Genomic DNA, 25,703 nt, shown 5'->3' with positions numbered 1-25,703 from the left:
AGGGCTCCGGGTGAATCAGAACGGTAGTTGGAGATCAGGTGCAACGCGCTTCAACTGGACTTTGAAAACGTCCTTGATGCGCTGCAATTCAGCCTCGTCATCGGCCTCGAAACGCAGCACCAGCACCGGTGTGGTGTTGGATGCGCGTACCAGGCCCCAGCCTTTGGCGTAGTCGACTCGCACGCCGTCAATGGTGGTCAGGTCGGCGCCTGGGCCCCACTGTGCGTCGTGCAGTGCATCAATGATGCTGAATTTGCTCTCTTCGGTCACATGGATATTGATTTCCGGCGTAGAAATATCGTTCGGGAAGGTCGCGAACAGCTCTTCGGCCGAGGATTTTTCCTTGCTGAGGATCTCCAGCAACCGCGCGGCGCTGTAGATGCCGTCGTCGAAACCGAACCAGCGCTCCTTGAAGAAGATGTGCCCGCTCATTTCGCCGGCCAGCAAGGCGCCGGATTGTTTCATTTTCTTTTTGATCAACGAGTGACCGGTTTTCCACATTAACGACCGGCCGCCGTATTCCTTGATCAGCGGAATCAGGCGACGGGTGCATTTGACGTCGAAGATGATCTCGGCGCCCGGATTGCGCGCTACGACGTCGCGGGCGAACAGCATCAGCAGGCGGTCCGGATAGACGATGCTGCCGGTGTTGGTCACCACGCCGACGCGGTCGCCGTCGCCGTCGAAGGCCAGGCCGATGTCAGCGTTGGTTTCCTTGACCTTGGCGATCAGGTCGACGAGGTTTTCAGGCTTGCCCGGGTCCGGGTGGTGGTTCGGGAAGTTGCCGTCGACTTCGCAGAACAGCGGGATGACTTCGCAATTCAGCGCTTCGATCAACTGCGGGGCAATCACGCCGGCCGCGCCGTTGCCGCAGTCGACGACCACTTTTAGGCGACGGGCCAGCTTGATGTCCTGGACGATTTCGGTGGTGTAGCGGTCGAGGATTTCGACTTGGGTGATGCTGCCCTGGCCACTGCTCAGGTTGTTGGTCTTGAGGCGGTCGTGCAGGGCCTGGATCTGTTCGTTGGCCAGGGTGTCGCCGGCAATGACGATCTTGAAGCCGTTGTAGTTCGACGGGTTGTGGCTGCCGGTCAGCATCACACCGGATTTGCCGGCCAGCACGTTGGCGGCGTAGTACAGCGCCGGCGTCGGGACCAGGCCGACATCGCTGACGTGGCAGCCGCTGTCGGCGATGCCTTTGATCAATTGCGCGACCAGCTCCGGGCCGGACAAGCGACCGTCGCGACCGACGGACACATTTGGCTCGCCCTGGGCCAGGCTTTGGGAGCCGACGGCGCGGCCAATCCAGTAAGCGGTCTCGGCGTTCAGGAATTCCGGGACGGTGCCGCGGATGTCGTAGGCGCGGAAGATGCTGTCAGGGAACTTGGGTGCAATTTTGGCCGGGGTGTTCATCTGTGGAAGTGCTCCATCTCGAAAGTGGCTGGACAGGCCGCCGAGTCATTCGGCGACAGGTTCAATCTGAAGGGTATGACGGCGTTTTCCACAGAGAGTTCGTGGTGTGAAAGGGCCATGACGCCCCTGACGGCAAGGGTTTGGCCGGGCAATGCCTTGATTTTCGGTGCTAAACGTTGCAGATGACAATTTGAATTTTGTGGCGAGAGAGCTTGCTCCCTCGCAACGATGGATCTCTATCAACGACTACCGGTATGGCCGAAACCGCCAGTGCCGCGCTCGGTCTCAACAAACTCGTCAACCATCTCGAAGTGAGCCTGTACCACCGGCACCAGCACCAGTTGCGCCAGGCGCTCGCCGACCGGCATGGTGAATTCGGTCTGGCCACGGTTCCAGCAGGAGACCATCAGCGGGCCCTGGTAATCGGAGTCGATCAGGCCGACCAGATTGCCCAGCACGATGCCGTGCTTATGGCCCATCCCCGAGCGCGGCAGAATCAGCGCCGCCAGGTTCGGGTCGCCGATATAGACCGACAGGCCGGTAGGGATCAGCACGGTTTCACCCGGCTTGATCACGGTGTCCTGCTCCAGCATGGCGCGCAGGTCGAGGCCGGCGGAGCCCGGTGTGGCGTATTGCGGCAGCGGGAATTCGGTACCGATGCGGGGGTCGAGGATCTTGGCTTGCAAAGCGTGCATGTAAATTAAACCTGGTTCAGACGTTCGGCGATAAAGGTGATCAGCTGGCGAGCAATCTTGCTCTTGCTGGTCTGGGCGAAAAGAGTGGCGTGAAGCTCGCGATCGATGACGCTGCAGGCGTTTTCTTCGCTGTTGAAGCCAATGCTCGGGTTGGCGACGTCGTTGGCGACGATCAAATCGAGGTTCTTGTCTTTCAACTTGCGCGCAGCGTAATCGAGCAGGTGTTCGGTCTCGGCGGCGAAACCGACACTGAACGGGCGGTCGGGGCGGGTGGCGATGGTGGCCAGGATGTCCGGGTTACGCACCATTTGTAGCAACAAGCCGTCGCCGCTCGTGGGATCTTTCTTGAGTTTCTGTGGGGCGACGACTTCCGGGCGGTAGTCCGCGACGGCTGCCGAAGCGATGAACAGGTCGCAAGGGATGGCTGCTTCGCAGGCGGCGAGCATGTCGCGGGCACTGACCACGTCGATGCGGGTGACTCGATCCGGGGTCGGCAGATGCACGGGGCCGGTGATCAGGGTCACGCGGGCACCGGCTTCCACGGCGGCTTCGGCCAGGGCAAAGCCCATTTTCCCGGAGCTGTGGTTGGTGATGTAGCGCACCGGGTCGATGTTTTCCTGAGTCGGGCCGGCTGTGATCAGCACGTGTTTGCCGGTCAGGGCCTGACGCTGGAAGCAGTCTGCCGCGCACTGGGCCAGCTCAAGGGCTTCGAGCATGCGCCCCAGGCCGACGTCGCCGCAGGCCTGGCTGCCGGAGGCCGGGCCGAAGACCTTGATGTCGCGGCTTTCGAGGGTTTGCAGGTTGGCCTGGGTCGCCGGATCGCGCCACATGGCCTGGTTCATGGCCGGGGCAACGGCGACCACCGCGTCGGTGGCCAGCACCAGCGTGGTCAGCAGGTCATCGGCAATGCCCTGGGCCAGGCGGGCAATCAGATCCGCCGTGGCGGGGGCGATCAGCACCAGATCGGCCCATTTCGCCAGTTCGATGTGGCCCATGGCCGCTTCGGCCGCCGGGTCCAGCAGGTCCAGGTGGACCGGGTGCCCGGACAGGGCCTGCATGGTCAGCGGGGTGATGAACTCTGCGCCGCCACGGGTCATGACCACGCGCACTTCGGCGCCCTGGTCGATCAGGCGGCGAACCAGGTCGGCGCTCTTGTAGGCAGCGATACCGCCGCCGACGCCCAGAACAATGCGTTTCCGATACAGCCGCTGCATAGGCCTGCCTTTCAATTCGTTGGTGACATACGTGGCGAAACCCCCTCCCCAGGGTGAATTCGCCCGCAAAAAAGATGGGCTACGATATCACAGCGACCGCTACGGAACAGCGGCGCCCACAGACAGGGAGGTGTTATGAGTATTCGCGATTGGCCGGCGGCGGAGCGGCCGCGGGAGAGGCTGCTTGAACAGGGCTCGGGAAGCCTTTCGGACGCCGAATTGCTGGCGATATTTTTACGGACAGGCGTGGTCGGTAAAAGCGCCGTGGATTTGGCCCGACACCTGTTGAATCAGTTTGGCAGCCTGCGTTTGCTGCTTGAGGCCGATCAGGAAACGTTCAGCAAGGAGTTGGGGCTGGGGCCGGCGAAATTTGCACAGTTGCAGGCTGCGCAAGAAATGAGCAGGCGCCATCTGGCCGAGCGTGCGCGTCAAAAATCGGCACTGGAGAATCCGCAGGCGGTTCGCGAGTACCTGAAATCAATGCTGCGCCATGAGCCGCATGAGGTGTTTGGTTGCCTGTTTCTCGATTCCAGGCATCAGGTACTGGCGTTTGAGACGCTGTTCCGCGGTTCCATTGACAACACCAGCGTTCATCCGCGAGAGGTGGTCAAACGCGCCTTGGCCAACAACGCAGCGGCATTGATCCTCTGCCACAACCATCCTTCGGGCAACAGTGACCCCAGTCAGTCCGACCGGGTGCTGACCAAGCGTCTGCAAAAGGCGCTGGAGTTGATTGATGTGCGGGTGCTCGACCATTTCATCATTGGCGATGGCGATCCGCTGTCGATGGCTGAGTATGGGTGGATGTAGGGCGCGGCCTCCTGTAGGAGCGAGCTTGCTCGCGATAAACCCGAGAACGCTGCGGGGTGTCTGGCTTCCCGCGTTATCGTTGACGACCATCGCGAGCAAGCTCGCTACTACAGGCTCCTATGTCGATTATTTGAGGCTGACCTTGGAGTAATCCTGCCGCCCGAACGGGCTGACCGAATACCCCTCGACATCCTTGCGCGTCAGCGCGAAGGCCGTCGGGTGGGCCAGGGGCAACCACAGCGCCTGTTGCTGGATCTGCGTCTGCGCCTGTTCGTAGAGCTTGGTGCGCACGCCTTGCTCGCCGGTGGTCTTGCCAGCGCTGATCAGCTTGTCCAGGTCCGCATTGCAGTAGCGGGCGAAGTTGGTGCCGGACTTGACCGCGGCGCAGGAAAACTGCGGCGTGAGGAAGTTGTCCGGATCGCCGTTGTCACCGGCCCAGCCCATGAACAGCAAGTCGTGTTCACCGGCCTTGGCGCGGCGGATCAGCTCGCCCCATTCGATCACCCGGATTTCGGCCTGAATGCCGATTTCCGCCAGGTCGGATTGCAGCAGTTGAGCGCCGAGGCTCGGGTTGGGGTTCAGGAGGCTGCCGGAAGGGCGGGTCCAGATGGTGGTCTGGAAGCCTTCCTTGAGCCCGGCCTTGGCCATCAGCGCTTTGGCCTTCTCGACGTCATGCGGATACCCCGGAAGGCTTTTCGCATAGCTCCAGGTGTTCGGCGGATACGGACCATTGGCCGCTTCGGCGGTGTCTTCGAACACGGCTTTGATGTAATTGGCCTTGTCGAAGGCAAGGTTGATGGCTTGACGCACTTCTGGCCTGTCCAGCGGTGGGTGCTGACTGTTGATGCCGACGAACGCGGTCATGAATGCGTCAGTCTTTTCGACTTTCAGGGTCGGCTCTTTCAGCGCTTCCTGTACGTCCAGAGGCTTGGGCGACAGGGCGATCTGGCATTCATTGCGCCGTAATTTCTGCAAGCGGACATTGGCGTCCGGTGTGATGGCAAAGATCAGCGGATCGACAGAGGGTTTGCCGGCGAAGTAGTCGGGATTGGCTTTATAGCGAACCGAAGCATCCTTCTGGAAGCGCGTGAATACGAACGGCCCCGTGCCGATCGGCTGGCTGTTGAGTTTTTCAGGCGTGCCGGCCTTCATCAGCTTGTCCGCATACTCGGCCGAATAGATCGAGGCGAAGCCCATGCTCAGGGTCGCCAGGAAGGTCGAATCCGCGTGGTCGAGGGTGAAGCGCACGGTCTGTGGGTCGAGGGCGTCGATTTTCTTTATCAGCGCCGGCAACTGCATCGATTGCGCGTGCGGGAAGCCGCTCTGGGCGACTTTGTGCCACGCATTGGCCGGGTCGAGCATGCGGTCGAAGCTGAAAATCACGTCTTCGGCGTTCAGGTCGCGCGTTGGGGTGAAGTACTCGGTGCGATGGAATTTTACCTGCGGGTGCAACTTGAAGACGTAGATCAGGCCGTCGGGGCTGACTTCCCAGCTGTCGGCGAGACTGGCGACCACTTTGCCACTGGCCGTGTCGAAATCCACCAGGCGGTTCATCAGCACGTCGGCCGAGGCGTTGGTGGTGGTCAACGAGTTGTACTGCACCACATCGAACCCTTCAGGGCTGGCCTCGGTGCAGACGCTCAGGGCGGCGGCAAAGGCTTGTGGGCTCAGCAGAAGCGGGGCGAGCAACAGCGGTAGGGCAGCGAGGCGCATGGTCGGCTTCCTTTACAGATCGAAGGCCCATCTGCAAGTGCAGTCTGGAAAAGACTTACCCTAGTGGGCTCTTTTGCAAATGACTATCCCCTTTTTCATTTTGAGAGGACTATAGGCGACTGATTTTGCTGTGCGGCGGTTGAGAAACCCCCTTGGTTGGCCCAATGCCCGATTCTCTGCGACGAGCGGTCGCCATCGGCGATAGCCTTTGTCCAAAGCGCTCGGAGCCCGGAAAACGGGGATTTTGTGAATTCAACGCACACTGAATGTTGTTGCTCTCCAGTCTTTCTGGTATAAAGCAGCGCTCTTTTCTAGGGGCCCGGTTCCTTCACTGTAGGTGTAGCCGGTAAGACCTCTAAAGAAACGCGGCGCCTGGCGCCAAATGACTGAGAGATTAAGCGGCCAACCCATGCCGGGTTGGGCATGTGGTTTTAGAGGGCTGAGGCATGTCTAGAGTATGTCAAGTTACCGGTAAGGGTCCGGTAACCGGGAATAACATTTCCCACGCAAACAACAAAACCCGTCGTCGTTTCCTGCCGAACCTGCAGCATCACCGCTTCTGGGTTGAAGAAGAGAAACGTTTTGTGCGTCTGCGCGTATCTGCCAAAGGCATGCGTATCATCGACAAGCGTGGCATCACTGTCGTGCTGGCCGAACTTCGCCGCGATGGCAAGGTTTAAGGGAGCTAATCATGCGTGAATTGATTCGTTTGATTTCGAGCGCCGGTACTGGTCACTTCTACACTACCGACAAGAACAAGCGTACTACCCCGGACAAAATCGAGATCAAGAAATATGATCCGGTTGTTCGCAAGCACGTGATCTACAAAGAAGGCAAAATCAAGTAATTGATTTTTCTCTCTTACGAAAAAGGCCCGTATCGCGAGATACGGGCCTTTTTTGTTGTCTGATGGTTATGCGTTGCCTGTCAGGGCCTCATCGCGAGCAGGCTCGCTCCCACAGGTTTGTGGTCACCACAGATCCCTGTGGGAGCGAGTTTGCTCGCGATAGCGTCGGCCCGGACAGCGATATTCTTCAGGCCTTCTGTTCAAACGCCACGTAGATCTTGCGGCACGGCTCCAGCACCTCCCAGGTACCGCGAAAACCCGCCGGGATCACAAAGCGATCGCCTGCACGCAGGGTCTTGGCATTGCCGTCGCTGTCACGCAGCACCGAAACCCCTTGCAGGATCTCGCAGTACTCGTGCTCGGTGAAATTCACCGTCCACTGTCCGACTTCACCTTCCCACACGCCAGCATTCAACTGACCACAAGGACTGTTGTAGTGGTTGTACACCGCTTGTTCCGGGTCGCCCTTGAGCACTTTGGCCGGATCCGGGCGGTAACGCTCGGCGGCGGTGGTGGCCTGGCTGAAGTCGACGACGTTCTGGATGTTCATTGTTGTTATCTCCCCGTGATTGCGGCGCGGTTGGTTGATGAGCCCAAAGTCTATGTTTATTAAAATGAACATCGCAAGGCCGTTTGCCGGCCTTATGTCAAATATATTGAAACTTCATGTGCGGCTGGTTTAGGGTGGTGGATGCCTTCGGCCGAAAAGCAGGCTGGCCGGGCAGAATTCCTGACAGCGCCCGCGAAGAACGCGGGTGTCGTATCAATAAGAGGAGGACACTCGCATGACCACCCTGACCCGTGCCGACTGGGAACAACGTGCCCGCGATCTGAAAATCGAAGGCCGCGCCTATATCAATGGCGAATACACCGACGCCGTTTCCGCCGAGACCTTCGAATGCATCAGCCCGGTCGATGGCCGTCTGCTGGGCAGGATTGCCAGCTGTGACGCCGCCGATGCCCAGCGCGCCGTGGAAAACGCCCGCGCCACGTTCAATTCCGGTGTTTGGTCGCGCCTGGCGCCGACCAAGCGCAAAGCCACCATGATCCGTTTCGCCGGCCTGCTCAAACAGCACGCCGAAGAGCTGGCGCTGCTTGAAACCCTGGACATGGGCAAGCCGATCAGCGACTCCCTGTACATCGACGTCCCTGGCGCGGCGCAAGCCCTGAGCTGGAGCGGCGAAGCCATCGACAAGATCTACGACGAAGTAGCCGCCACCCCGCATGATCAGTTGGGTCTGGTGACCCGTGAGCCGGTCGGCGTGGTCGGGGCCATTGTGCCGTGGAACTTCCCGCTGATGATGGCGTGCTGGAAACTGGGTCCGGCGCTGTCCACCGGTAACTCGGTGATCCTCAAGCCGTCGGAAAAATCGCCACTGACTGCCATCCGCATCGCAGCTCTGGCTGTCGAAGCCGGCATTCCGAAAGGCGTGCTGAACGTGCTGCCAGGTTACGGCCACACCGTCGGCAAGGCTCTGGCCCTGCATAACGACGTCGACACCCTGGTCTTCACCGGCTCTACCAAAATCGCCAAGCAACTGCTGATCTACTCCGGCGAGTCGAACATGAAGCGCGTCTGGCTCGAAGCCGGCGGCAAGAGCCCGAACATCGTCTTCGCCGATGCACCGAACCTGCAGGAAGCTGCCGAAGCCGCTGCTGGCGCCATCGCCTTCAACCAGGGCGAAGTCTGCACTGCCGGTTCGCGTCTGCTGGTCGAGCGTTCGATCAAGGATAAATTCCTGCCGCTGGTGATCGAGGCGCTGAAAACCTGGAAGCCGGGCAACCCGCTGGATCCGGCGACCAATGTTGGCGCGCTGGTCGATACCCAGCAGATGAACACCGTGCTGTCCTACATCGAGTCCGGCCATGCCGACGGCGCCAAACTGGTGGCCGGTGGCAAGCGTACCCTCCAGGAAACTGGCGGCACTTACGTTGAGCCGACGATTTTCGACGGCGTGAGCAATGCGATGAAAATCGCTCAGGAAGAAATTTTCGGCCCGGTACTGTCGGTCATCGCATTCGACAACGCCGAAGAGGCCATCGCGATCGCCAACGACACGCCGTACGGTCTGGCCGCTGCGGTCTGGACAGCCGACATTTCCAAGGCTCACCTCACTGCCCGCGCACTGCGTGCCGGTAGCGTGTGGGTCAACCAGTACGATGGCGGCGACATGACCGCTCCGTTCGGTGGCTTCAAGCAGTCCGGCAACGGTCGTGACAAGTCCCTGCACGCGTTCGACAAGTACACCGAGCTGAAGGCGACCTGGATCAAGCTGTAAGTCTTTAAGGGAGGCCTGTTGTAGAACCGGCCTCCCGAAACGACGCAGATCCCTTGTGGGAGCGAGCCTGCTCGCGATAGCGGTGTGACAGTCGACGAAAATGTTGAATGTTGCTCCGTCATCGCGAGCAGGCTCGCTCCCACAGTGTTTTGTGTTGTCTGTAAAAACAATAAATCCACAGGAGCGTGGAACATGCGTTGGGCGACTTATTTCGCCGTATTGGCATCTGTCCTGAGTGTCGGCTTGGCCTTGGGCGTTAGCATGCCGCTGGTGTCGTTTCGCCTGGAGAGCTGGGGCTACGGCTCGTTTGCCATTGGTGTCATGGCCGCGATGCCCGCCATTGGCGTCCTGTTGGGGGCGAAAATCTCCAGCCATCTGGCGGCGCGATTCGGCACGGCCAATCTGATGCGCCTGTGCCTGTGGGCCGGGGCGGTTTCGATCGGATTGCTGGCGCTGTTACCGAGTTATCCGGTCTGGTTGGTGCTGCGGTTGATGATCGGGGTGATCCTGACCCTCGTATTCATCATCGGTGAAAGCTGGATCAATCAATTGGTGGTCGAGGAGTGGCGCGGGCGGCTGGTGGCGCTGTATGGCAGCAGTTATGCGCTGAGTCAGCTGGCAGGCCCGGTGTTGCTGGGGTTTCTCGGTACCGAAGACGATTATGGCTTTTGGGTGGGTGTCGGTTTGCTGATGGCGGCTCCGTTCCTGTTGCTGGGCCGCAGTGGTGCGCCGAGCAGCGAAGCCAGCAGCGTGACCTTGAGTGATTTGCTCGCTTTCTGTCGTGGCCTGCCGGCGATTGCCTGGGCGGTGTCGCTGTTCGCCGCGTTCGAGGCGATGATTTTGACTCTGTTGCCGGTCTATTGTCTGCGCCAGGGCTTCACCACGGAGATCGCACTGGCGATGGTCAGTACGGTGGTGGTCGGCGATGCGGTGCTGCAGTTGCCGATTGGTGCGTTGGCCGATCGCTTGTCGCGCCGGGCGTTGTTTACCGGCTGCGCAGTCGTCTTGCTGGTGTCTAGCCTGGCGATTCCGATGCTGATCGATACGCTGCTGATCTGGCCGCTGTGGGTCCTGTTTGGCGCCAGTGCCGGCGGCTTGTTCACCTTGTCGCTGATCCTCATCGGCGAGCGTTATCGCGACGATGCGCTGGTGCGGGCCAACGCGCACATCGCTCAGTTGTGGGGCATCGGTTGTCTGATCGGGCCGCTGTTGGCGGGCGCCGGCAGCCAGTGGATCAGCGGCCATGCGTTACCGTTGCTGATGGCGGTCGGGGCCTTGGGCGTGTTGATTGTGGTGTCGCGGCAAGGGGCGTTTGGTGCGGTGCAACCGGCTTAGCTGAGAATACAAAATCTGTGGCGAGGGGGCTTGCCCCCGTTGCGCTGCGAAGCAGTGCCAAGCCCCCTCGCCACAAGAGCTCCGCCAGGCAGCAGCTACAACATCCGCTCCAGCCCAACCATGTTGCTCAGCCAGGCATTGAAACGACGCCACCAGCTCCCTGGCTCCTTGGTCAGGGTGTGCATTTTTCCGTCGTCTTCCGTGCTCCAGACAATCTGACCGTTCTCCAGCTCCACTTGATAGCTCAGGGCTGGCGCCATGCCCTGCAGCGCCAGTTCGCGGACCCGTGCAGCCAATTCCGGGCTGTCCACCAACACGCCGACCTCGGTGTTCCACAGCACTGAGCGCGGATCGAAATTGAACGAGCCGATAAAGGATTTCTGCTGGTCGAAGATCATCGCCTTGCTGTGCAGGCTGGAATCGGAGCCGCGATAGGAGCTGCTGGAAAACAGATGCGGCCCGCTACCGCTGCCGCCTCCCTCGCCGGGTTGGCGACGCAATTCGTACAGCTTCACGCCGTGCTCCAGCAATGCCCTGCGATAGGGCGCATAACCACCGTGAACCGTGGGCACGTCCGTGGCTTCCAGTGAATTGGTCAGCAAGCGCACCGAAACGCCGGCATCGGCGCGTCCGGTCAGGTACACCAGCCCCGGTTGGCCGGGTACAAAGTAGGCTGAGACCATGATCAGCTCTTTGCGGACGCTGTCTAGTTCAGGCGCCAATTGTGTGGTCAGCAGCAACTGCGGGTCGGGCTCGCCCTTGGCCAGTACCTTGCTCGGCGCATCCCACAATGCCTGGTTCCAGGCCCAGATCAGTTCGCGGCGCCAGATGTCCAGGCGCGGATGGGTGGTGAAGGTCATCAAGTGTTTGTAGAGTGCGTGATCCTGCCTGCGGGTTTCCGCAAGGGACTCTTCCAGTCGGGCGCGGGTGTTTTCCAGGTCGCGCAGGGTGGGTTTGCTCGACAGGAATTCGTCGATCGGCTTGCTCAGGGCGCTGTTCCAGTATTGGTCGAAACTGTGCCCGAGTTGCTCGGCAACCGGGCCGACACCGAGCAAGTCGATGTCGGTGAAATTCATGTTGGGCTCGGCATCGTAGTACTCATCCCCCAGATTTCGCCCGCCGACGATGGCCATGCTGCTGTCCGCCAGCCACAACTTGTTATGCATGCGTCGATGCTGTTGCGACAGGTTGAGCAGCCGGCCTACGGTACGTGTCACCCCCGTACTGCGGCCCAGGTTCAGCGGATTGAACACGCGGATCTGGATTTGCGGGTGCGCGGCGAGGGTGGCAATGACGCGGTCCAGGCCGTCGCTGGTCATGTCATCAAGCAGTACCCGCACCCGCACGCCCCGGTCGGCGGCCTTGAGTAATTCCTCGATCAACATGCGCGTGCTGATGCCGTCGTGGACGATGTAATACTGCAAATCGAGGCTGCTTTGGGCATTGCGGATCAATTCGGCGCGGGCGGTGAAGGCCTCGGTGCTGTCCGATAGCAGGCGGAAACCCGATTGTCCCTTGTAAGGCGCGGCCTGTGCCTGGACCGAGCGGCCGAATGCGGAGTCTGAAGCCGGCAGCGCCTGACTCGGTACACGCTGTACGTCGAGGCTGGCGCAACCGCCCAGGAACGCGGCGAGTAGCACAAGAGCAAGCAGGGGCTGTCTGACTCTCACGTAGGATCGTTCCGTTTGGCGGCATAGTCAGGCATATGGACGCTGAATCCAGAATAAAAGTCAGTCGCTGAGCTGATCGGTTTCCGCCAGCAGTTTGATCGCTGTCGCACCGACCTTGCGCACCGCCTCTTCGATCTGCGGTGTTGGCTTGGCAGCGTAGTTCATGCGCAGGCAATTGCGGTACTTGCCCGAGGCGGAAAAAATACTGCCCACTGCAATCTGTACGCCCTGGTCGTGCAAGGCGCGATTCAGTTTCAGGGTGTCGAAGCCTTCCGGCAGTTCGACCCACAGCATGAAGCTGCCTTGTGGGCGACTGGCGCGGGTGCCGGCCGGGAAATAGCGGGTCACCCAATCGATCATCATGTCGCGATTGCGCTGGTATTGCGTGCGCATCCGCCGCAAATGCGGTTCGAAATGGCCGCCCTTGAGAAATTCGGCGATGGCGATCTGCGGTTGCGGCGCGGTGGAGCCGGTGCTGATGTATTTCATGTGCAGCACCCGTTCCAGATAGCGGCCGGGCGCGACCCAGCCGATGCGCAGGCCCGGTGCCAGGGTCTTGGAAAACGAACTGCACAACAGGACGCGACCGTCCTCATCGAAGGACTTGATCGTGCGCGGACGTGGATAGGTGTAGGCCAGTTCGCCATACACATCGTCCTCGATGATCGCCACGTCATAGCGCTGGGCAAGCGTCAACAGCGAGCGTTTGCGCGACTCCGGCATGATGTAGCCCAGCGGGTTGTTGCAGTTGGGGGTCAACTGTATGACCTTGATCGGCCACTGCTCCAAGGCCAGTTCCAGCGCTTCGAGGCTGATGCCGGTCAGTGGATCGGTGGGGATTTCCAGGGCCTTCATGCCCAGGCCCTTGAGGGTTTGCATCGCACCGTGAAAGCTCGGCGAGTCTACCGCCACAATGTCTCCCGGTTCGCAGATCGCCCGAATGCTGGTGGACAGCGCTTCGTGGCAACCGGTGGTCACTACCAGGTCGCTGGCGCCCAACTGGCAGCCGGAATCGAGCATCAGGCGGGCGATCTGTTCGCGCAGTTCGAGGTTGCCGTGGATGTTGTCGTAATACAGACCGGGCATGTCCTGCCGCCGGCTGATCCGTGCCAGGTCGCGCAGCAGTGGCTTCATGGTTGGACTGGTGATGTCCGGCATGCCGCGGCCCAGTTGCACCACGTCTTTGCGCGGCACCGCGCGTATCAACTCCAGCACCTGATCCCATTGGGATATGTCCACCGGCCGTTGGGCCGGGCGGCCGACTGCCGGCAAATCCGGCAGTTCGCGGCTGGCCGGGACAAAGTACCCGGACTTGGGACGCGGCGTGGCCAGCCCGCTGTCTTCCAGCACCCGATAGGCCTGCTGCACTGTGCTCAGGCTGACGCCGTGCTCGACGCTCAGCGCCCGTACCGAGGGCAGCCGGTCACCGGGGCGATAGAAGCCCTGTTCGATACGCGTGCCGAGCAATTCGGCCAGGTTGACGTAAAGGGTCATGGTGCAGCCTCGATAGGGATGATTCGGTTAACCAGTACAGATCAGACGAAAAAACGGGATTCAGTGGCGGAATCGGCAAAACTGTATGGAGTTAATACAGTTGCTTTGAATCTGTAATGCTTTTTCCCGCCCGCGCATCATGGAACCTCTGGCTACCCAAGTAAACAGGAGCATCCAAGATGAACGGTTTGAGCGATGTGCGGCTGACATTACACAGTCAGGAACTGGCGACAGGGCAGAACAACGGTGCGCGGGAGGCGGGCATGCACAATGCGTCGTCCGGCCAGAGTCGTTGGGACCAGTTCTGGCGCCGGCTGCACACGCGCAAGGCGTTGCTGGCACTGACTCCCGACCAGCTCAAGGATATCGGACTGACACGGGAGCAGGCGCTGGAGGAGGGGCTGAAGCCTTTCTGGCGGATCTGAATGTTGCAGTGTTCTTCCGGGCCTCATCGCGGTCAAGCCCGCTCCCACAAGGACCGGCGGTGAGCGCAAATTTTGTGAGCACCATCATACCCAGTGGGAGCGGGCTTGCCCGCGAAGGCGTCAGAGCTGACACCGACAATCCTTCAGACCAACTCTTTGAGCCGATGCCACAACATCCCCAACGCCAGCAACGGTGAGCGCAAATGCTTGCCGCCGGGGAAGGTGATGTGCGGCACCCTGGCGAACAGATCGAAGCCGCCGCTGTGCTGGCCGCTGATGGCTTCGGCCAGCAGTTTGCCGGCCAGGTGCGTGACATTCACGCCATGACCTGAATAGGCCTGGGCGTAATACACGTTCGGCTGGTCCTTGAGCCGCCCGATCTGCGGCAGGCGGTTGGCGCCGATGCCGATCATGCCGCCCCATTGGTACTCGATCTTCACTGCGCTCAGTTGCGGGAAAACCTCGAGCATTTTCGGGCGCATGTACGCGGCGATGTCTTTCGGGTCGCGGCCGGAGTAATGGCAAGCGCCACCAAACAGCAGGCGCCGGTCCGCCGAGAGCCGGTAGTAGTCCAGCGCCACCCGTTGGTCACAGACCGCCATGTTCTGCGGCAGCAGGGCGTGGGCCTGTTCTTCGCTCAGTGGTTCGGTGGCGATGATGTAGCTGCCGGCGGGCAGGACTTTACCGCTGAGTTCCGGATTGAGGTTGTTGAGGTAGGCGTTGCAGCCCAGCACCAGGGTCTTGGCGCGCACCGAGCCCTCGGCGGTATGGACCTTGACCTCGGGGCCATAGTCGATGCGGGTCACGGCCGACCGCTCAAACAGTCGGACTCCCAGTCGTTGCGCCGCCGCCGCTTCGCCCAAGGCCAGGTTCAGTGGGTGCAGGTGCCCCGAGCCCATATCGACCAGGCCGCCGACGTACCGTGTGGAGCCGACCACGGTGTGCATCTCATTGGCTTGCAGCAAACGGGTCTCGTAGCGATATCCGAGGCTGCGCAGTTCTTCGGCATCCTCGGCGAACCCTTCAAGGTCGCGTGGCTTGTTGGCGAGGTCGCAGTAACCCCAGGTCAGGTCGCAGGGGATCTGGAAGCGCTCGACCCGTTGCCGGACGATTTCCACGGCTTCCAGGCCCATGAGTTTCATTTGCCGCACGCCTTCGGCACCGATGACGTTGGCGAATTGATCGAGGCCGTGGCCGACGCCGCGAATCAGCTGCCCGCCATTGCGTCCACTGGCGCCCCAACCGATTCTGTGGGCCTCAAGCAACACCACGCTGAGCCCGCGTTCGGCCAGCTCAAGCGCCGTGTTCAACCCCGAAAACCCGCCGCCCACCACACAGACATCGGCCCGCACTTCGCCTTTGAGCACCGGAAGTTCGGGCTGCGGCAGGCTGGTGGCGGCGTAGTAGGACGCGGTGTGGTTCAGAGCAGGCTGTTGAGCACGGGGGGTCATGTGCGTGTTCCTGATTCTTGCGTTTAGAAAATTTGACGGAGCATATGCCGGACCTTCCCGGACGGGCAACATTGGTCGGCTGGTGCTGTCTGGATCGGGGATTTTGCGTCAGAATCGCGCTCTATTCCGCTTTGGGTCACCGCTGCAATGAGCTGCAACAGCCAGACAATCCGCACATTGCGCCAACAGATTCCTTCGTTCGAGTGCGTGCCCGGCTGCCATGACTGCTGCGGGCCGGTGACCACCTCGCCGGAAGAAATGTCGCGCCTGCCGCGCAAGACGCGCGCCGAGCAGGATGCCGCCATGGAAGAGCTCAACTGTGTGCATCTGGGGCCCAATGGCTGCACTGTGTATGGTGAGCGGCCGCTGATCTGCCGGTTGTTCGGCACCACCAAGACCTTGCCATGCCCCAATGGGCGCGGGCCGGTGGAGTTGATTCACCCGCGGGTGGAGAAACAGGTGTTCGAGTATATGGCTTCGAACCGGCAGGTGTTGGTCTGACCCTCGCATGAATCAAGTCCAGCGAGTCGACGCTATCGCGGGCAAGCCTGCTCCCACAGGATCGCCGCTGTACCTGTGGGAGCAGGCTTGCCCGCGATGGGGTCGGTCCACACACCGCAAATCTCAATCCGGAATCGGCAGGGTCAAACTCTCCTTCACCTCTTCCATCACGATATAGCTCTTGGATTCCCGCACATGGGGCAGCTTGAGCAGAATGTCGCCCAGTAACTTGCGGTACGAGGCCATCTCGGAAATCCGCGCCTTCACCAGGTAGTCGAAATCCCCTGACACCAGATGACACTCCAGTACATGGGGCAATTTCAGCACCGCGCGTCGGAACTCTTCGAAAGTGTCGCCGGATTTGTAATCCAGGCTGATCTCGACGAACACCAGCAGACTACCCTTCAGATGTTGCGGGTTTAGCCTGGCGTTGTAGCCCATGATGATCCCCTCGCGCTCCAGTCGCCGGACCCGCTCAGTACAGGGCGTGGTCGAGAGCCCGACCTTTTCCCCAAGCTCGGTAAAGGAAATCCGCCCGTCCGCTTGCAGGATCCGCAGGATGTTGCGGTCGATCTTGTCCAGCTCACGTTTAGTCTGAGTGTTGGTCCGCATAGGGGATGCGCCTCCGTGAAAAGGGTTTTTGCCGAGAATTGTCGCCAAATATAGGCGCTTATATAGTGAAAAGCACTGGCAAATCTTTTTTACACTGCGCGCATCTAAAGCTCTGAACAACAAACGTCAGCGGTTAGCCGCGATGAGGGATATGAAAATGCGCGTCATGGTCTTGGGCAGCGGCGTCATCGGTACCACCAGTGCTTATTATCTGGCCCGTGCCGGGTTTGAAGTGGTGGTCGTCGACCGGCAGCCGGCTGCTGCCATGGAGACCAGTTTCGCCAACGCCGGGCAGGTCTCGCCGGGTTATGCCTCGCCGTGGGCTGCACCGGGTGTGCCGCTCAAGGCCATCAAGTGGCTGTTGCAGCGCCACGCGCCCCTGGCAATCAAGGCCACTGCCGACATCGACCAGTACCTGTGGATGGCACAGATGCTGCGTAACTGCACCGCCAGCCGTTATGCGGTGAACAAGGAGCGCATGGTCCGTCTGTCCGAGTACAGCCGTGACTGCCTCGATGAACTGCGCGCTGAAACCGGCATCGCCTACGAAGGCCGCAGCCTCGGCACCACCCAACTGTTCCGCACCCAGGCTCAACTGGACGGCGCCGCGAAAGACATCGCCGTGCTGAAAGAGTCCGGCGTGCCGTTCGAACTGCTCGACCGCGAAGGCATCGCTCGCGTTGAACCGGCGCTGGCCAGCGTGACTGACATCCTCGCCGGTGCCCTGCGCCTGCCGAACGACCAGACTGGCGACTGCCAGATGTTCACCACCAAGCTCGCAGAAATGGCCGCGAACCTCGGCGTGCAATTCCGTTTCGGCCAGGACATTCAGCGCCTGGACTTCGCCGGTGACCGCATCAATGGCGTGTGGATCGACGGCAAGCTGGAAACCGCCGACCGCTACGTGCTTGCTCTCGGCAGCTACTCGCCACAACTGCTCAAGCCGCTGGGGATCAAGGCGCCGGTGTACCCGCTCAAGGGCTACTCCCTGACTGTGCCGATCACCAACTCGGCGATGGCCCCGACCTCGACCATTCTCGACGAGACCTACAAGGTCGCGATCACCCGTTTCGACAACCGCATCCGCGTCGGCGGCATGGCCGAGATTGCCGGTTTTGACCTGTCGCTGAACCCGCGTCGCCGGGAAACCCTGGAGATGATCGTCAACGATCTTTATCCTCAGGGCGGCGATCTGGCCCAGGCCAGCTTCTGGACCGGCCTGCGTCCGACCACCCCTGACGGCACCCCGATTGTCGGTGCCACTCCGTTCAAGAACCTGTTCCTCAACACCGGTCATGGCACGCTCGGCTGGACCATGGCTTGCGGCTCCGGCCGTTTGCTGGCTGACCTGATGGCGAAGAGAAAGCCGCAGATCAGCGCCGAAGGCCTCGATATTTCCCGTTATGGCAACAAAACCCAGGAGTCTGCAAAGCATGTCAATCCAGCGCCAGCTCACCAATGAGCGCATGAGTCAGATCGTCACCCATAACGGCACGGTTTACCTGGCCGGACAGATAGGCGACGACATGAACGCCGGGATTGAACAGCAGACCCGTGAAACCCTCGCCAACATCGAGCGTTTGCTCGATCTGGCCGGCACCGACAAGCACAACCTGCTGTCGGTGACGATTTACCTGAAAGACATCGATGCGCATTTCGAAGGTATGAACGCGGTGTGGGACAACTGGCTGCCAAAAGGCGTCGCCCCGGCCCGTGCCACCGTTGAAGCGAAATTGTGCGAACCGGAAATCCTGGTCGAGCTGTCGGTTGTAGCCGCTCTGCCATAAGCTTTCAGTCAGATCCCTCTCCCGGTGCTGTTGGCGGTTCACGCTGTCAGCCAGCGCCGGTTTTTCTTCCCGATAACCCGACCAGAAGTCTGCCGCCATGCGCCCTGCCCGTGCCCTGATCGACCTTCAAGCCCTGCGCAACAACTACCGAATCGCCCGTGAACTCACGGGGGCCAAGGCCCTCGCGGTGATCAAGGCCGATGCCTATGGCCATGGCGCGGTGCGTTGCGCCCAGGCGCTGGAAGCCGAGGCGGACGGGTTTGCCGTGGCCTGCATCGAAGAGGCGCTGGAGCTGCGGGCGGCGGGCATTCGTGCACCGGTCCTGCTGCTGGAAGGTTTTTTCGAAGCCGATGAGCTGGCGCTGATCGTCGAGCATGATTTCTGGTGCGTGGTGCATTCGCTATGGCAACTCGAAGCCATCGAGAAAGCGGCGTTGAGCAAGCCGATCACCGTGTGGCTGAAACTCGATTCGGGCATGCACCGCGTGGGGCTGCATCCGGCGGATTATCAGGCGGCCTACCAACGGCTGCTGGCCAGCGGCAAGGTCGCGAAAGTAGTGCTGATGAGCCACTTTGCGCGTGCCGATGAACTGCACGAACAAGCCAGTGCCGATCAGGTGGCGGTATTTGAAGCGGCGCGCAAGGGCTTGTCCGCCGAGGTCAGCCTGCGCAACTCGCCGGCGGTGCTTGGTTGGCCGCAGATTCCGAGCGATTGGGTGCGTCCCGGCATCATGCTCTATGGCGCCACGCCGTTCGAAGAGGCCAACGAAGTTGCCTCACGCCTGCAACCCGTGATGACCCTTGAGTCGAAAGTCATCAGTGTCCGCGAACTGCCGGCTGGCGAGCCAGTCGGTTACGGCGCCAGGTTCGTCACGCCCAAACCGATGCGCATTGGTGTGGTGGCCATGGGTTACGCCGACGGTTACCCGCGTCTGGCACCGACCGGCACCCCGGTGCTGGTTGCCGGGCAGCGCAGCCAGTTGATCGGCCGGGTGTCGATGGACATGCTCTGCATCGACCTGACTGATGTGCCACAGGCCGGTCTCGGTTCGACCGTCGAGTTGTGGGGCAAAAACATCCTTGCCAGCGATGTAGCCATGGCAGCCGGGACGATTCCTTACCAGATTTTCTGCAACCTTCGCCGGGTGCCACTGCTCTATTCCGGGGCTTAGTGCGCAAGGCTCGAGACCGGAAGTCGCCTCGCTGAGCAGGATTCAGGTCAAGGTGTTGTAAATACTGAACGCTGTCGCCATGATAACGTCCACTATTCCAACAATTTTGAATCCTGGAGGCGCAAGCTTTGGACGTCGGTGAACGACTGCAATCCATCCGTAGGCTCAAAGGCCTTTCCCAGCGTGAGCTCGCCAAACGGGCGGGTGTCACCAACAGCACCATTTCGATGATCGAAAAGAACAGCGTGAGCCCTTCGATCAGTTCGTTGCGCAAGGTGTTGGGCGGGATTCCAATGTCCATGGTCGAGTTTTTTTCCGAAGAAATCCTGCAGGAAAAGCCGACCCAGATCGTCTACAAGGCCAACGAGCTGATCGATATTTCCGATGGCGCCGTGACCATGAAACTGGTCGGCCGGGCGCACCCGAGCCGGGCTATCGCATTCCTCAATGAAATCTATCCGCCAGGCGCCGACACCGGTGACGAGATGCTCACCCATGAGGGCGAGGAAACCGGCATCCTGGTTGAAGGAAAACTGGAGCTGGTGGTCGGTCTCGAAACTTTTGTCCTCGAAGCTGGTGATAGCTACTACTTTGAAAGTACCAAGCCACACCGTTTCCGGAATCCGTTCGATGCGCCTGCGCGACTAATCAGCGCAGCCACGCCGGCGAATTTCTAAGAAAAGAGGCGTCCTGCCAGCATCGCAGAGGCGTCCGGGCCGTTTTTCCGCCGCCGCCTAAGACCCTTGCGACTTTGGGGTTGTTTCAGTGCGACGGGCTTACCGCTATACTTGCGCCCGCCTGCGAACCGTGGCCGTAGGCGTGACTAGCCACCATTGAGGGTGAACGCGTGAACCTAATTATGAAAATGCTGGCTGCACCAGCAACCGTATTGGCCCTATGGGCTGTCAGTGTCAGCGCTCAGGCTGCGACCAACGACGATATCGCCAAACGCCTTGAGCCAGTCGGCCAGGTCTGTGTTCAGGGTAAAGAGTGCAAGGGCATGGAAGTGGCCGCTTCCGCCGGCGGCGGTGGTGGTGCAAAAACCCCGGATGAAGTGATTGCAAAACATTGCAACGCTTGCCACGGTTCAGGCCTGTTGGGCGCACCGAAAATCGGTGATGCTGCCGCCTGGAAGGAACGTGCCGATCACCAGGGCGGCCTCGACGGCATCCTGGCTAAAGCCATTACCGGTATCAACGCGATGCCGCCTAAAGGCACCTGCGCCGATTGCTCCGACGCTGAACTCAAAGGCGCTATCCAGAAGATGTCCGGCTTGAAGTAAGCGCCAGATCTTCCGCAAAAAACCGTCTTCGGACGGTTTTTTTGTGCCCCCATTCCCTGTAGGAGCGAGCTTGCTCGCGATGAATTCGAAGGCGCCGTGGGGTGTCAGGCTCGCCGCGTTATCGTTGACGACCATCGCGAGCGAGCTCGCTCCTACAAGGTATTTGTGTCGGGCGGTTGGCCGATACAGGCTGTTCATTGCAGCAAAGACCCGGCAATCTCGGTCCAAACCCAAGTCATGGAACGTGAGGGAGGATCCGATGGTTCAGCTGTGCTCTATCGAACAGGCAGTCGATGACGTCCTGGCAAGGTTGCCGGCGCATATCCACATGGGCTTGCCTCTGGGGTTGGGCAAGCCCAATCACTTCGTCAACGCGCTGTATCGACGAATCGCACAGTTGCCCGAGCGACGGCTGACGATCTACTCCGCGTTGTGTCTGGGCCGCCCGCCCTTGGGCGACGGATTGCAGAAGCGCTTCCTCGAACCCTTTGTCGAACGGGTTTTCGGCGATTATCCGGAGCTGGATTTCCTCGCCGACCTGCGTCGCGATCAACTCCCGGGCAACATCCACATCCAGCAGTTTTTCATGCAGCCCGGCAGCCTGCTCAACAGTGCCACGGCGCAGCAGGATTACGTCAGCAGCAACTACAGCCATGCAGCCCGGGACATCAATGCCGCCGGGCTAAACCTGGTGGCGCAACTGGTGGCCAGCCATGCCGAGCATCCCGACCGCTTGAGCCTCAGCTGCAACCCCGACATCACCCTCGACCTGTTGCCGATGATCGCCAAGCGCCGCGCCGCCGGAGAAACCATCCTGATGGTCGGCCAGGTGCACAACGATCTGCCTTACATGCCCGGCGATGCGGAACTGGGCATCGACACCTTTGACCTGCTGATCGATGAGAAAGACCACACCACACTGTTTTCCACGCCGAACATGCCGGTGGGGTGCCAGGACCATTTCATCGGCCTGCATGCCAGCACCCTGGTGCGTGACGGTGGCACCTTACAGATCGGCATCGGCTCCATGGGCGATGCGCTGACGGCGGCGCTGCTGGCGCGGCAAGCGGACAACGACGCTTACAAGGCGTTGCTGGCCGACGTAAACCTCAGCCACTGGGCGCAACTGATCGAGCACGAGGGCGGTATCGAACCGTTCGCCAAAGGCCTGTATGGCTGTAGCGAAATGTTCGTCAACGGCTTGTTGGTGCTGGCCGATGCCGGAATCGTACGGCGCAAGGTTTATCCGGACGTGGCGACCCAACAGCAGGCGAATGCCGGCACCCTCGACGAGGCTGCGCAAACCGATGGCGTCTCGGTGCACGGTGGTTTCTTCCTCGGTCCGCGCAGCTACTACGAACGCCTGCGCGAATTGCCACAAAACAAGCGGCTCGAATTCAACATGACCCGCATCAGCTACATCAACGAGCTTTACGGGCAGGAAGAACTCAAGCGCTTGCAGCGCCTGGATGCGCGGTTCATCAACACCGCGTTCACCGTGACCTTGCTTGGTGCCGCGGTGGCGGATCAGCTCGAGGACGGACGTGTGCTCAGCGGCGTAGGCGGGCAATACAACTTCGTGGCTCAGGGTCATGCACTGCAGGGTGCGCGCTCGGTGCTGCTGCTGCGCAGCTGGCGTGAGTCTGGCGGTGACGTCAGCTCGAACATCGTCTGGGAGTATGGCCACTGCACGATTCCCCGGCACTTGCGGGACATGGTGGTCACCGAATATGGCATTGCCGATCTTCGTGGAAAAACCGATGCTGGAGTGATCGAGGCCTTGCTCAATATCAGCGACTCGCGTTTTCAGTCGGGATTGATTGAACAGGCGCAGAAGGTCGGCAAATTGCCCAAGGACTTCTGTCTCGATCCACGCTTTACCGATAACAGTCCGCAGCGGTTGCAGGAGATCCAGGCGCGGCATCCGCTGCTCTTTCCAGAGTATCCACTGGGCTGTGATTTCACCGAGATCGAGCAAGATGTATTGCGGGCACTGAACTGGCTCAAGAGCAAGTTCAAGCTGAGCGAGGTGCTGGAACTGGGCAAGGCAGCGCTGGATGCGCCGGAGCCTGCGTCGTTCCCGGAGCATCTGGAACGCATGGAGCTGGCCAATCCTGAAGGACTGAAGGAGGATTTGTATCAGCGGTTGCTGCTGGCTGGCCTGAAAGCCACCGCGCAATAACAGCCAACATAAATCAAATGTGGGAGCGGGCTTGCTCGCGAAGGCGGTGTGTCAGTCAAAAATCAGTCGACTGACACACCGCCTTCGCGAGCAAGCCCGCTCCCACAGGGGGAATTGCGGTGTGACGGCTTACTCGATGAAGGTCACGACACCATCTGCCAGCGACTTCACGCGGGCCAACGACTCTACGCGATAACCCTGTGAATCCAGCTCCGCACGACCGCCCTGAAACGACTTCTCGATCACGATGCCCAGCCCCGCCACGGTAGCGCCGGCCTGTTTGATGATCGAAATCAGCGCCTGGGACGCCTTACCGTTGGCCAAAAAATCATCGATGATCAGCACACGATCGCTGCTGGTCAGGTGGCGCGGGGAGATCGCCACGGTGCTTTCGGTTTGCTTGGTGAACGAGTACACGGTCGCCGACAGCAGGTTTTCGGTCAGGGTCAGGGACTGGTGCTTGCGGGCGAAAATCACCGGCACACCGAGGTTCAGGCCGGTCATGATCGCCGGGGCGATGCCCGAGGCTTCGATGGTGACGATCTTGGTGATGCCCGAGTCCTTGAACAGCGTGGCGAATTCGTCGCCGATCAGCTTCATCAGTGCCGGGTCGATCTGGTGGTTCAAAAAGGCGTCGACTTTCAGGACCTGGTCGGAAAGCACAATGCCTTGTTCGCGAATTTTCTGGTGCAGGGCTTCCATGAAGCTGTCCTCTTTTGGCGCCTGTGCGCCGAAGGTCATATAAAAGTGGTCAATTCTAGCGCTTTAACATCGCGCGTATATCTGCCAATGCGTTGTTGCCCCGCACGGCTTTGACTTCGGTCGGTGTGTCGTCGTTGCCTTCCCAGGCCAGATCGTCCGGCGGCAGCTCATCGAGGAAGCGGCTCGGCGCGCAATCGATGATCTCGCCGTACTGCTTGCGCTTGGCGGCGAAGGTGAAGGCCAGGGTCTGGCGCGCGCGGGTAATGCCCACGTAGGCCAGGCGACGTTCTTCTTCGATGGTGTCGGCTTCGATGCTGGAACGGTGCGGGAGGATTTCCTCCTCCATGCCCATGATGAACACGTAGGGGAATTCCAGGCCCTTGGACGCATGCAGGGTCATCATCTGCACGCCTTCGGCGCCGTCTTCCTCTTCCTGCTGACGCTCGAGCATGTCACGCAGGACGAGTTTGCCGATGGCGTCCTCGACGGTCATTTCGCCTTCTTCGTCTTTTTCCAGGGTGTTCTTCAGCGCCTCGATCAGGAACCAGACGTTACCCATGCGGTAATCGGCGGCCTTGTCGCTGGAGCTGTTGGTGCGCAGCCAGTTCTCGTAGTCGATGTCCATGACCATGCTGCGCAGGGCCGAGATCGGGTCTTCGCCGGCGCACTGCTCGCGCACCCTGTCCATGAAGCGCTTGAAGCGCGACAGGCGATCGGTGAAGCGGCTGTCCAGATGCTCGCCCAGGCCGATTTCGTCGGTGGCGGCGTACATCGAGATCTTGCGCTCGGTGGCGTAGTTACCGAGCTTCTCCAGCGTGGTCGAGCCGATCTCGCGGCGCGGCACGTTGATCACCCGCAGGAAGGCGTTGTCGTCATCCGGGTTCACGATCAGACGGAAGTAGGCCATCAGGTCTTTCACTTCCTGACGGCCGAAAAAGCTGTTGCCGCCGGACAGGCGATACGGCACCTGGTGGTGCTGCAATTTCAGCTCGATCAGCTTGGCCTGGTAGTTGCCGCGATACAGGATCGCGAAATCGCTGTACGGACGGTCGGTGCGCAAGTGCAGGCTGAGGATTTCCATGGCCACACGCTCGGCCTCGGCGTCCTCGTTGCGGCAGCGGATCACGCGGATCTCGTCGCCGTGACCCATTTCACTCCACAGCTGCTTTTCGAATTCGTGGGGGTTGTTCGAGATCAGCACGTTGGCGCAGCGCAGGATGCGGCTGGTGGAGCGGTAGTTCTGCTCCAGCATCACCACTTTCAAGGAAGGGTAATCTTCCTTGAGCAGCATCAGGTTTTCCGGGCGGGCGCCGCGCCAGGCGTAGATCGACTGGTCGTCGTCGCCCACCACGGTGAACTGGTTGCGTTTGCCAATGAGCATTTTCACCAGCAAATACTGGCTGGCGTTGGTGTCCTGGTATTCGTCCACCAGCAGGTATCGCACCTTGTTCTGCCACTTTTCCAGGATGTCGGCGTGTTCTTCGAACAGCTTCACCGGCAGCAGGATCAGGTCGTCGAAGTCCACTGCGTTGAACGCCTTGAGCGTGCGCTGGTAGTGGGTGTAGACGATGGCGGCGGTCTGCTCCTTGGGGTTGCGCGCGTTTTCCAGGGCCTGGGCCGGCAGGATCAGGTCGTTTTTCCAGGCGCCGATCATGTTCTTGATCTCGTCGACACCGTCGTCGCCCGAGTATTCCTTCTGCATGATGTCGGTCATCAGGGCTTTGACGTCGGTCTCGTCGAAGATCGAGAAGCCCGGTTTGTAGCCCAGCCGCACGTGTTCCTTGCGGATGATGTTCAGGCCCAGGTTGTGGAAGGTGCAGACCGTCAGCCCGCGACCTTCACCGGCACGCAGCAGGGTGCCGACCCGTTCCTTCATCTCGCGGGCAGCCTTGTTGGTAAAGGTCATGGCGACGATGTACTGGGCGCGGATGCCGCAGTTCTGGATCAGGTGCGCGATTTTGCGCGTGATCACACTGGTCTTGCCGGAGCCTGCACCGGCGAGCACCAAAAGAGGGCCGCCGACGTAGCTCACGGCTTCTTGCTGCCGGGGATTGAGTCGGGACATAGGTAATTTCAGGAGTCAGTCACGAAATGGGCCGGCATTTTAACAGGCTCAGCGA

Annotated in this window: 23 protein-coding genes and 1 pseudogene; 13 read left to right on the top strand and 11 right to left on the bottom strand. The window is 60.5% G+C overall.

What is annotated here, in order from left to right:
- Window positions 1–15: 15 nt before the first annotated feature.
- The 3 genes and pseudogenes from Q8X48_RS10920 to coaBC all read right to left on the bottom strand — a co-directional run.
- Window positions 16–1,392: pseudogene (locus Q8X48_RS10920) on the bottom strand (phosphomannomutase/phosphoglucomutase); the annotation flags it as partial.
- A gap of 260 nt (window positions 1,393–1,652) precedes the next feature.
- Entirely contained in the window at window positions 1,653–2,108 is a 456-nt protein-coding gene (dut, locus tag Q8X48_RS10915) for a dUTP diphosphatase (RefSeq protein ID WP_126048296.1), read from the bottom strand.
- Window positions 2,109–2,113: 5 nt separating this feature from the next.
- Window positions 2,114–3,322, bottom strand: coding sequence for a bifunctional phosphopantothenoylcysteine decarboxylase/phosphopantothenate--cysteine ligase CoaBC (coaBC, locus tag Q8X48_RS10910; RefSeq protein ID WP_126048294.1), 1,209 nt, complete (start codon window positions 3,320–3,322; stop codon window positions 2,114–2,116).
- Window positions 3,323–3,457: 135 nt separating this feature from the next.
- Between coaBC and radC the strand changes: the two genes are divergently transcribed.
- Window positions 3,458–4,132 carry a RadC family protein gene (gene radC / locus Q8X48_RS10905; protein WP_126048292.1) on the top strand — a complete coding sequence of 225 codons (675 nt, stop codon included), beginning with the start codon at window positions 3,458–3,460 and terminating at the stop codon, window positions 4,130–4,132.
- Window positions 4,133–4,258: 126 nt separating this feature from the next.
- Here radC and Q8X48_RS10900 read toward each other — a convergent pair whose 3' ends face one another.
- Entirely contained in the window at window positions 4,259–5,845 is a 1,587-nt protein-coding gene (locus Q8X48_RS10900) for an ABC transporter substrate-binding protein (protein ID WP_217836710.1), read from the bottom strand.
- A 446-nt stretch (window positions 5,846–6,291) separates the two neighbouring features.
- On the opposite strand from Q8X48_RS10900, the gene rpmB reads away from it, so the two are divergent.
- Entirely contained in the window at window positions 6,292–6,525 is a 234-nt protein-coding gene (gene rpmB / locus Q8X48_RS10895; RefSeq protein ID WP_007975166.1) for a 50S ribosomal protein L28, read from the top strand.
- 11 nt (window positions 6,526–6,536) lie between these two features.
- Entirely contained in the window at window positions 6,537–6,692 is a 156-nt protein-coding gene (rpmG, locus tag Q8X48_RS10890) for a 50S ribosomal protein L33 (protein ID WP_003177274.1), read from the top strand.
- 187 nt (window positions 6,693–6,879) lie between these two features.
- Here the strand turns inward: rpmG and Q8X48_RS10885 are convergent, their stop codons facing one another.
- A complete protein-coding gene (locus tag Q8X48_RS10885; protein WP_095964331.1) occupies window positions 6,880–7,242 on the bottom strand; it encodes a cupin domain-containing protein in 363 nt (120 codons plus the stop codon).
- A gap of 235 nt (window positions 7,243–7,477) precedes the next feature.
- Here Q8X48_RS10885 and Q8X48_RS10880 point away from each other — a divergent pair, with 235 nt between their 5' ends.
- Window positions 7,478–8,971: an aldehyde dehydrogenase gene (locus Q8X48_RS10880; protein ID WP_015097360.1), complete on the top strand. Its 1,494-nt coding sequence runs from the start codon at window positions 7,478–7,480 to the stop codon at window positions 8,969–8,971.
- A 192-nt stretch (window positions 8,972–9,163) separates the two neighbouring features.
- A complete protein-coding gene (locus tag Q8X48_RS10875) occupies window positions 9,164–10,306 on the top strand; it encodes an MFS transporter (protein WP_407800771.1) in 1,143 nt (380 codons plus the stop codon).
- A 95-nt stretch (window positions 10,307–10,401) separates the two neighbouring features.
- Here Q8X48_RS10875 and Q8X48_RS10870 read toward each other — a convergent pair whose 3' ends face one another.
- Together Q8X48_RS10870 and Q8X48_RS10865 are read right to left on the bottom strand one after the other, a co-directional pair.
- Complete coding sequence (locus tag Q8X48_RS10870; RefSeq protein ID WP_407800772.1) at window positions 10,402–11,976, bottom strand: phospholipase D family protein; 1,575 nt, start codon at window positions 11,974–11,976, stop codon at window positions 10,402–10,404.
- Window positions 11,977–12,036: 60 nt separating this feature from the next.
- Window positions 12,037–13,470 carry an aminotransferase-like domain-containing protein gene (locus tag Q8X48_RS10865; protein WP_015097357.1) on the bottom strand — a complete coding sequence of 478 codons (1,434 nt, stop codon included), beginning with the start codon at window positions 13,468–13,470 and terminating at the stop codon, window positions 12,037–12,039.
- Between the two features lie 179 nt (window positions 13,471–13,649).
- Between Q8X48_RS10865 and Q8X48_RS10860 the strand changes: the two genes are divergently transcribed.
- Window positions 13,650–13,895, top strand: coding sequence for a DUF1127 domain-containing protein (locus Q8X48_RS10860; RefSeq protein WP_407800773.1), 246 nt, complete (start codon window positions 13,650–13,652; stop codon window positions 13,893–13,895).
- A 143-nt stretch (window positions 13,896–14,038) separates the two neighbouring features.
- Here the strand turns inward: Q8X48_RS10860 and Q8X48_RS10855 are convergent, their stop codons facing one another.
- A complete protein-coding gene (locus Q8X48_RS10855) occupies window positions 14,039–15,346 on the bottom strand; it encodes an NAD(P)/FAD-dependent oxidoreductase (RefSeq protein ID WP_407800774.1) in 1,308 nt (435 codons plus the stop codon).
- 147 nt (window positions 15,347–15,493) lie between these two features.
- On the opposite strand from Q8X48_RS10855, the gene Q8X48_RS10850 reads away from it, so the two are divergent.
- Window positions 15,494–15,847 (top strand): YkgJ family cysteine cluster protein, encoded by a 354-nt coding sequence (locus Q8X48_RS10850; RefSeq protein ID WP_126048280.1) that lies wholly within the window; start codon window positions 15,494–15,496, stop codon window positions 15,845–15,847.
- Between the two features lie 123 nt (window positions 15,848–15,970).
- On the opposite strand, the gene Q8X48_RS10845 is transcribed toward Q8X48_RS10850, so the two are convergent.
- Window positions 15,971–16,459, bottom strand: coding sequence for an Lrp/AsnC ligand binding domain-containing protein (locus tag Q8X48_RS10845; RefSeq protein ID WP_007975155.1), 489 nt, complete (start codon window positions 16,457–16,459; stop codon window positions 15,971–15,973).
- 157 nt (window positions 16,460–16,616) lie between these two features.
- Here Q8X48_RS10845 and dadA point away from each other — a divergent pair, with 157 nt between their 5' ends.
- The 6 genes from dadA (at window position 16,617) to Q8X48_RS10815 (ending at window position 22,881) form a co-directional block, all read left to right on the top strand.
- On the top strand, window positions 16,617–17,921 hold the full coding sequence (gene dadA, locus Q8X48_RS10840) for a D-amino acid dehydrogenase (RefSeq protein ID WP_407800775.1): 1,305 nt from the start codon (window positions 16,617–16,619) through the stop codon (window positions 17,919–17,921).
- Window positions 17,893–18,246: a RidA family protein gene (locus Q8X48_RS10835; RefSeq protein WP_407800776.1), complete on the top strand. Its 354-nt coding sequence runs from the start codon at window positions 17,893–17,895 to the stop codon at window positions 18,244–18,246. The genes dadA and Q8X48_RS10835 overlap by 29 nt, the downstream gene beginning before the upstream one ends.
- A 97-nt stretch (window positions 18,247–18,343) precedes the next feature.
- Window positions 18,344–19,417: an alanine racemase gene (gene alr, locus Q8X48_RS10830; RefSeq protein ID WP_217836704.1), complete on the top strand. Its 1,074-nt coding sequence runs from the start codon at window positions 18,344–18,346 to the stop codon at window positions 19,415–19,417.
- A 128-nt stretch (window positions 19,418–19,545) separates the two neighbouring features.
- On the top strand, window positions 19,546–20,094 hold the full coding sequence (locus Q8X48_RS10825; protein WP_007975150.1) for a cupin domain-containing protein: 549 nt from the start codon (window positions 19,546–19,548) through the stop codon (window positions 20,092–20,094).
- A gap of 182 nt (window positions 20,095–20,276) precedes the next feature.
- The gene (locus Q8X48_RS10820; RefSeq protein ID WP_407800780.1) at window positions 20,277–20,699 is read left to right on the top strand and encodes a c-type cytochrome; all 423 of its coding nucleotides are present in this window, start codon (window positions 20,277–20,279) and stop codon (window positions 20,697–20,699) included.
- A 259-nt stretch (window positions 20,700–20,958) separates the two neighbouring features.
- Complete coding sequence (locus tag Q8X48_RS10815; RefSeq protein WP_407800777.1) at window positions 20,959–22,881, top strand: acetyl-CoA hydrolase/transferase C-terminal domain-containing protein; 1,923 nt, start codon at window positions 20,959–20,961, stop codon at window positions 22,879–22,881.
- Between the two features lie 129 nt (window positions 22,882–23,010).
- Here Q8X48_RS10815 and Q8X48_RS10810 read toward each other — a convergent pair whose 3' ends face one another.
- Together Q8X48_RS10810 and rep are read right to left on the bottom strand one after the other, a co-directional pair.
- Window positions 23,011–23,583: a xanthine phosphoribosyltransferase gene (locus Q8X48_RS10810; RefSeq protein WP_007975145.1), complete on the bottom strand. Its 573-nt coding sequence runs from the start codon at window positions 23,581–23,583 to the stop codon at window positions 23,011–23,013.
- A 55-nt stretch (window positions 23,584–23,638) separates the two neighbouring features.
- Window positions 23,639–25,648 (bottom strand): DNA helicase Rep, encoded by a 2,010-nt coding sequence (gene rep / locus Q8X48_RS10805; protein ID WP_007975144.1) that lies wholly within the window; start codon window positions 25,646–25,648, stop codon window positions 23,639–23,641.
- Window positions 25,649–25,703 lie beyond the last annotated feature (55 nt).

Origin of the sequence: Pseudomonas sp. QLc11A (assembly GCF_052112305.1) — a bacterium.
GTDB lineage: Bacteria > Pseudomonadota > Gammaproteobacteria > Pseudomonadales > Pseudomonadaceae > Aquipseudomonas > Aquipseudomonas laurylsulfatiphila.
This window is presented reverse-complemented; position numbering and strand designations above follow the sequence as displayed.

Excerpts from the sequence above, each read along its gene's own strand:
- dut (WP_126048296.1), bottom strand. The coding sequence starts at position 2,108 with ATGCACGCTTTGCAAGCCAAGATCCTCGACCCCCGCATCGGTACCGAA.
- coaBC (WP_126048294.1), bottom strand. The coding sequence starts at position 3,322 with ATGCAGCGGCTGTATCGGAAACGCATTGTTCTGGGCGTCGGCGGCGGT.
- radC (WP_126048292.1), top strand. The coding sequence starts at position 3,458 with ATGAGTATTCGCGATTGGCCGGCGGCGGAGCGGCCGCGGGAGAGGCTG.
- Q8X48_RS10900 (WP_217836710.1), bottom strand. The coding sequence starts at position 5,845 with ATGCGCCTCGCTGCCCTACCGCTGTTGCTCGCCCCGCTTCTGCTGAGC.
- rpmB (WP_007975166.1), top strand. The coding sequence starts at position 6,292 with ATGTCTAGAGTATGTCAAGTTACCGGTAAGGGTCCGGTAACCGGGAAT.
- rpmG (WP_003177274.1), top strand. The coding sequence starts at position 6,537 with ATGCGTGAATTGATTCGTTTGATTTCGAGCGCCGGTACTGGTCACTTC.
- Q8X48_RS10885 (WP_095964331.1), bottom strand. The coding sequence starts at position 7,242 with ATGAACATCCAGAACGTCGTCGACTTCAGCCAGGCCACCACCGCCGCC.
- Q8X48_RS10880 (WP_015097360.1), top strand. The coding sequence starts at position 7,478 with ATGACCACCCTGACCCGTGCCGACTGGGAACAACGTGCCCGCGATCTG.
- Q8X48_RS10875 (WP_407800771.1), top strand. The coding sequence starts at position 9,164 with ATGCGTTGGGCGACTTATTTCGCCGTATTGGCATCTGTCCTGAGTGTC.
- Q8X48_RS10865 (WP_015097357.1), bottom strand. The coding sequence starts at position 13,470 with ATGACCCTTTACGTCAACCTGGCCGAATTGCTCGGCACGCGTATCGAA.
- Q8X48_RS10860 (WP_407800773.1), top strand. The coding sequence starts at position 13,650 with ATGAACGGTTTGAGCGATGTGCGGCTGACATTACACAGTCAGGAACTG.
- Q8X48_RS10855 (WP_407800774.1), bottom strand. The coding sequence starts at position 15,346 with ATGACCCCCCGTGCTCAACAGCCTGCTCTGAACCACACCGCGTCCTAC.
- Q8X48_RS10850 (WP_126048280.1), top strand. The coding sequence starts at position 15,494 with ATGAGCTGCAACAGCCAGACAATCCGCACATTGCGCCAACAGATTCCT.
- Q8X48_RS10845 (WP_007975155.1), bottom strand. The coding sequence starts at position 16,459 with ATGCGGACCAACACTCAGACTAAACGTGAGCTGGACAAGATCGACCGC.
- dadA (WP_407800775.1), top strand. The coding sequence starts at position 16,617 with ATGCGCGTCATGGTCTTGGGCAGCGGCGTCATCGGTACCACCAGTGCT.
- Q8X48_RS10835 (WP_407800776.1), top strand. The coding sequence starts at position 17,893 with ATGTCAATCCAGCGCCAGCTCACCAATGAGCGCATGAGTCAGATCGTC.
- alr (WP_217836704.1), top strand. The coding sequence starts at position 18,344 with ATGCGCCCTGCCCGTGCCCTGATCGACCTTCAAGCCCTGCGCAACAAC.
- Q8X48_RS10820 (WP_407800780.1), top strand. The coding sequence starts at position 20,277 with ATGAAAATGCTGGCTGCACCAGCAACCGTATTGGCCCTATGGGCTGTC.
- Q8X48_RS10815 (WP_407800777.1), top strand. The coding sequence starts at position 20,959 with ATGGTTCAGCTGTGCTCTATCGAACAGGCAGTCGATGACGTCCTGGCA.
- Q8X48_RS10810 (WP_007975145.1), bottom strand. The coding sequence starts at position 23,583 with ATGGAAGCCCTGCACCAGAAAATTCGCGAACAAGGCATTGTGCTTTCC.
- rep (WP_007975144.1), bottom strand. The coding sequence starts at position 25,648 with ATGTCCCGACTCAATCCCCGGCAGCAAGAAGCCGTGAGCTACGTCGGC.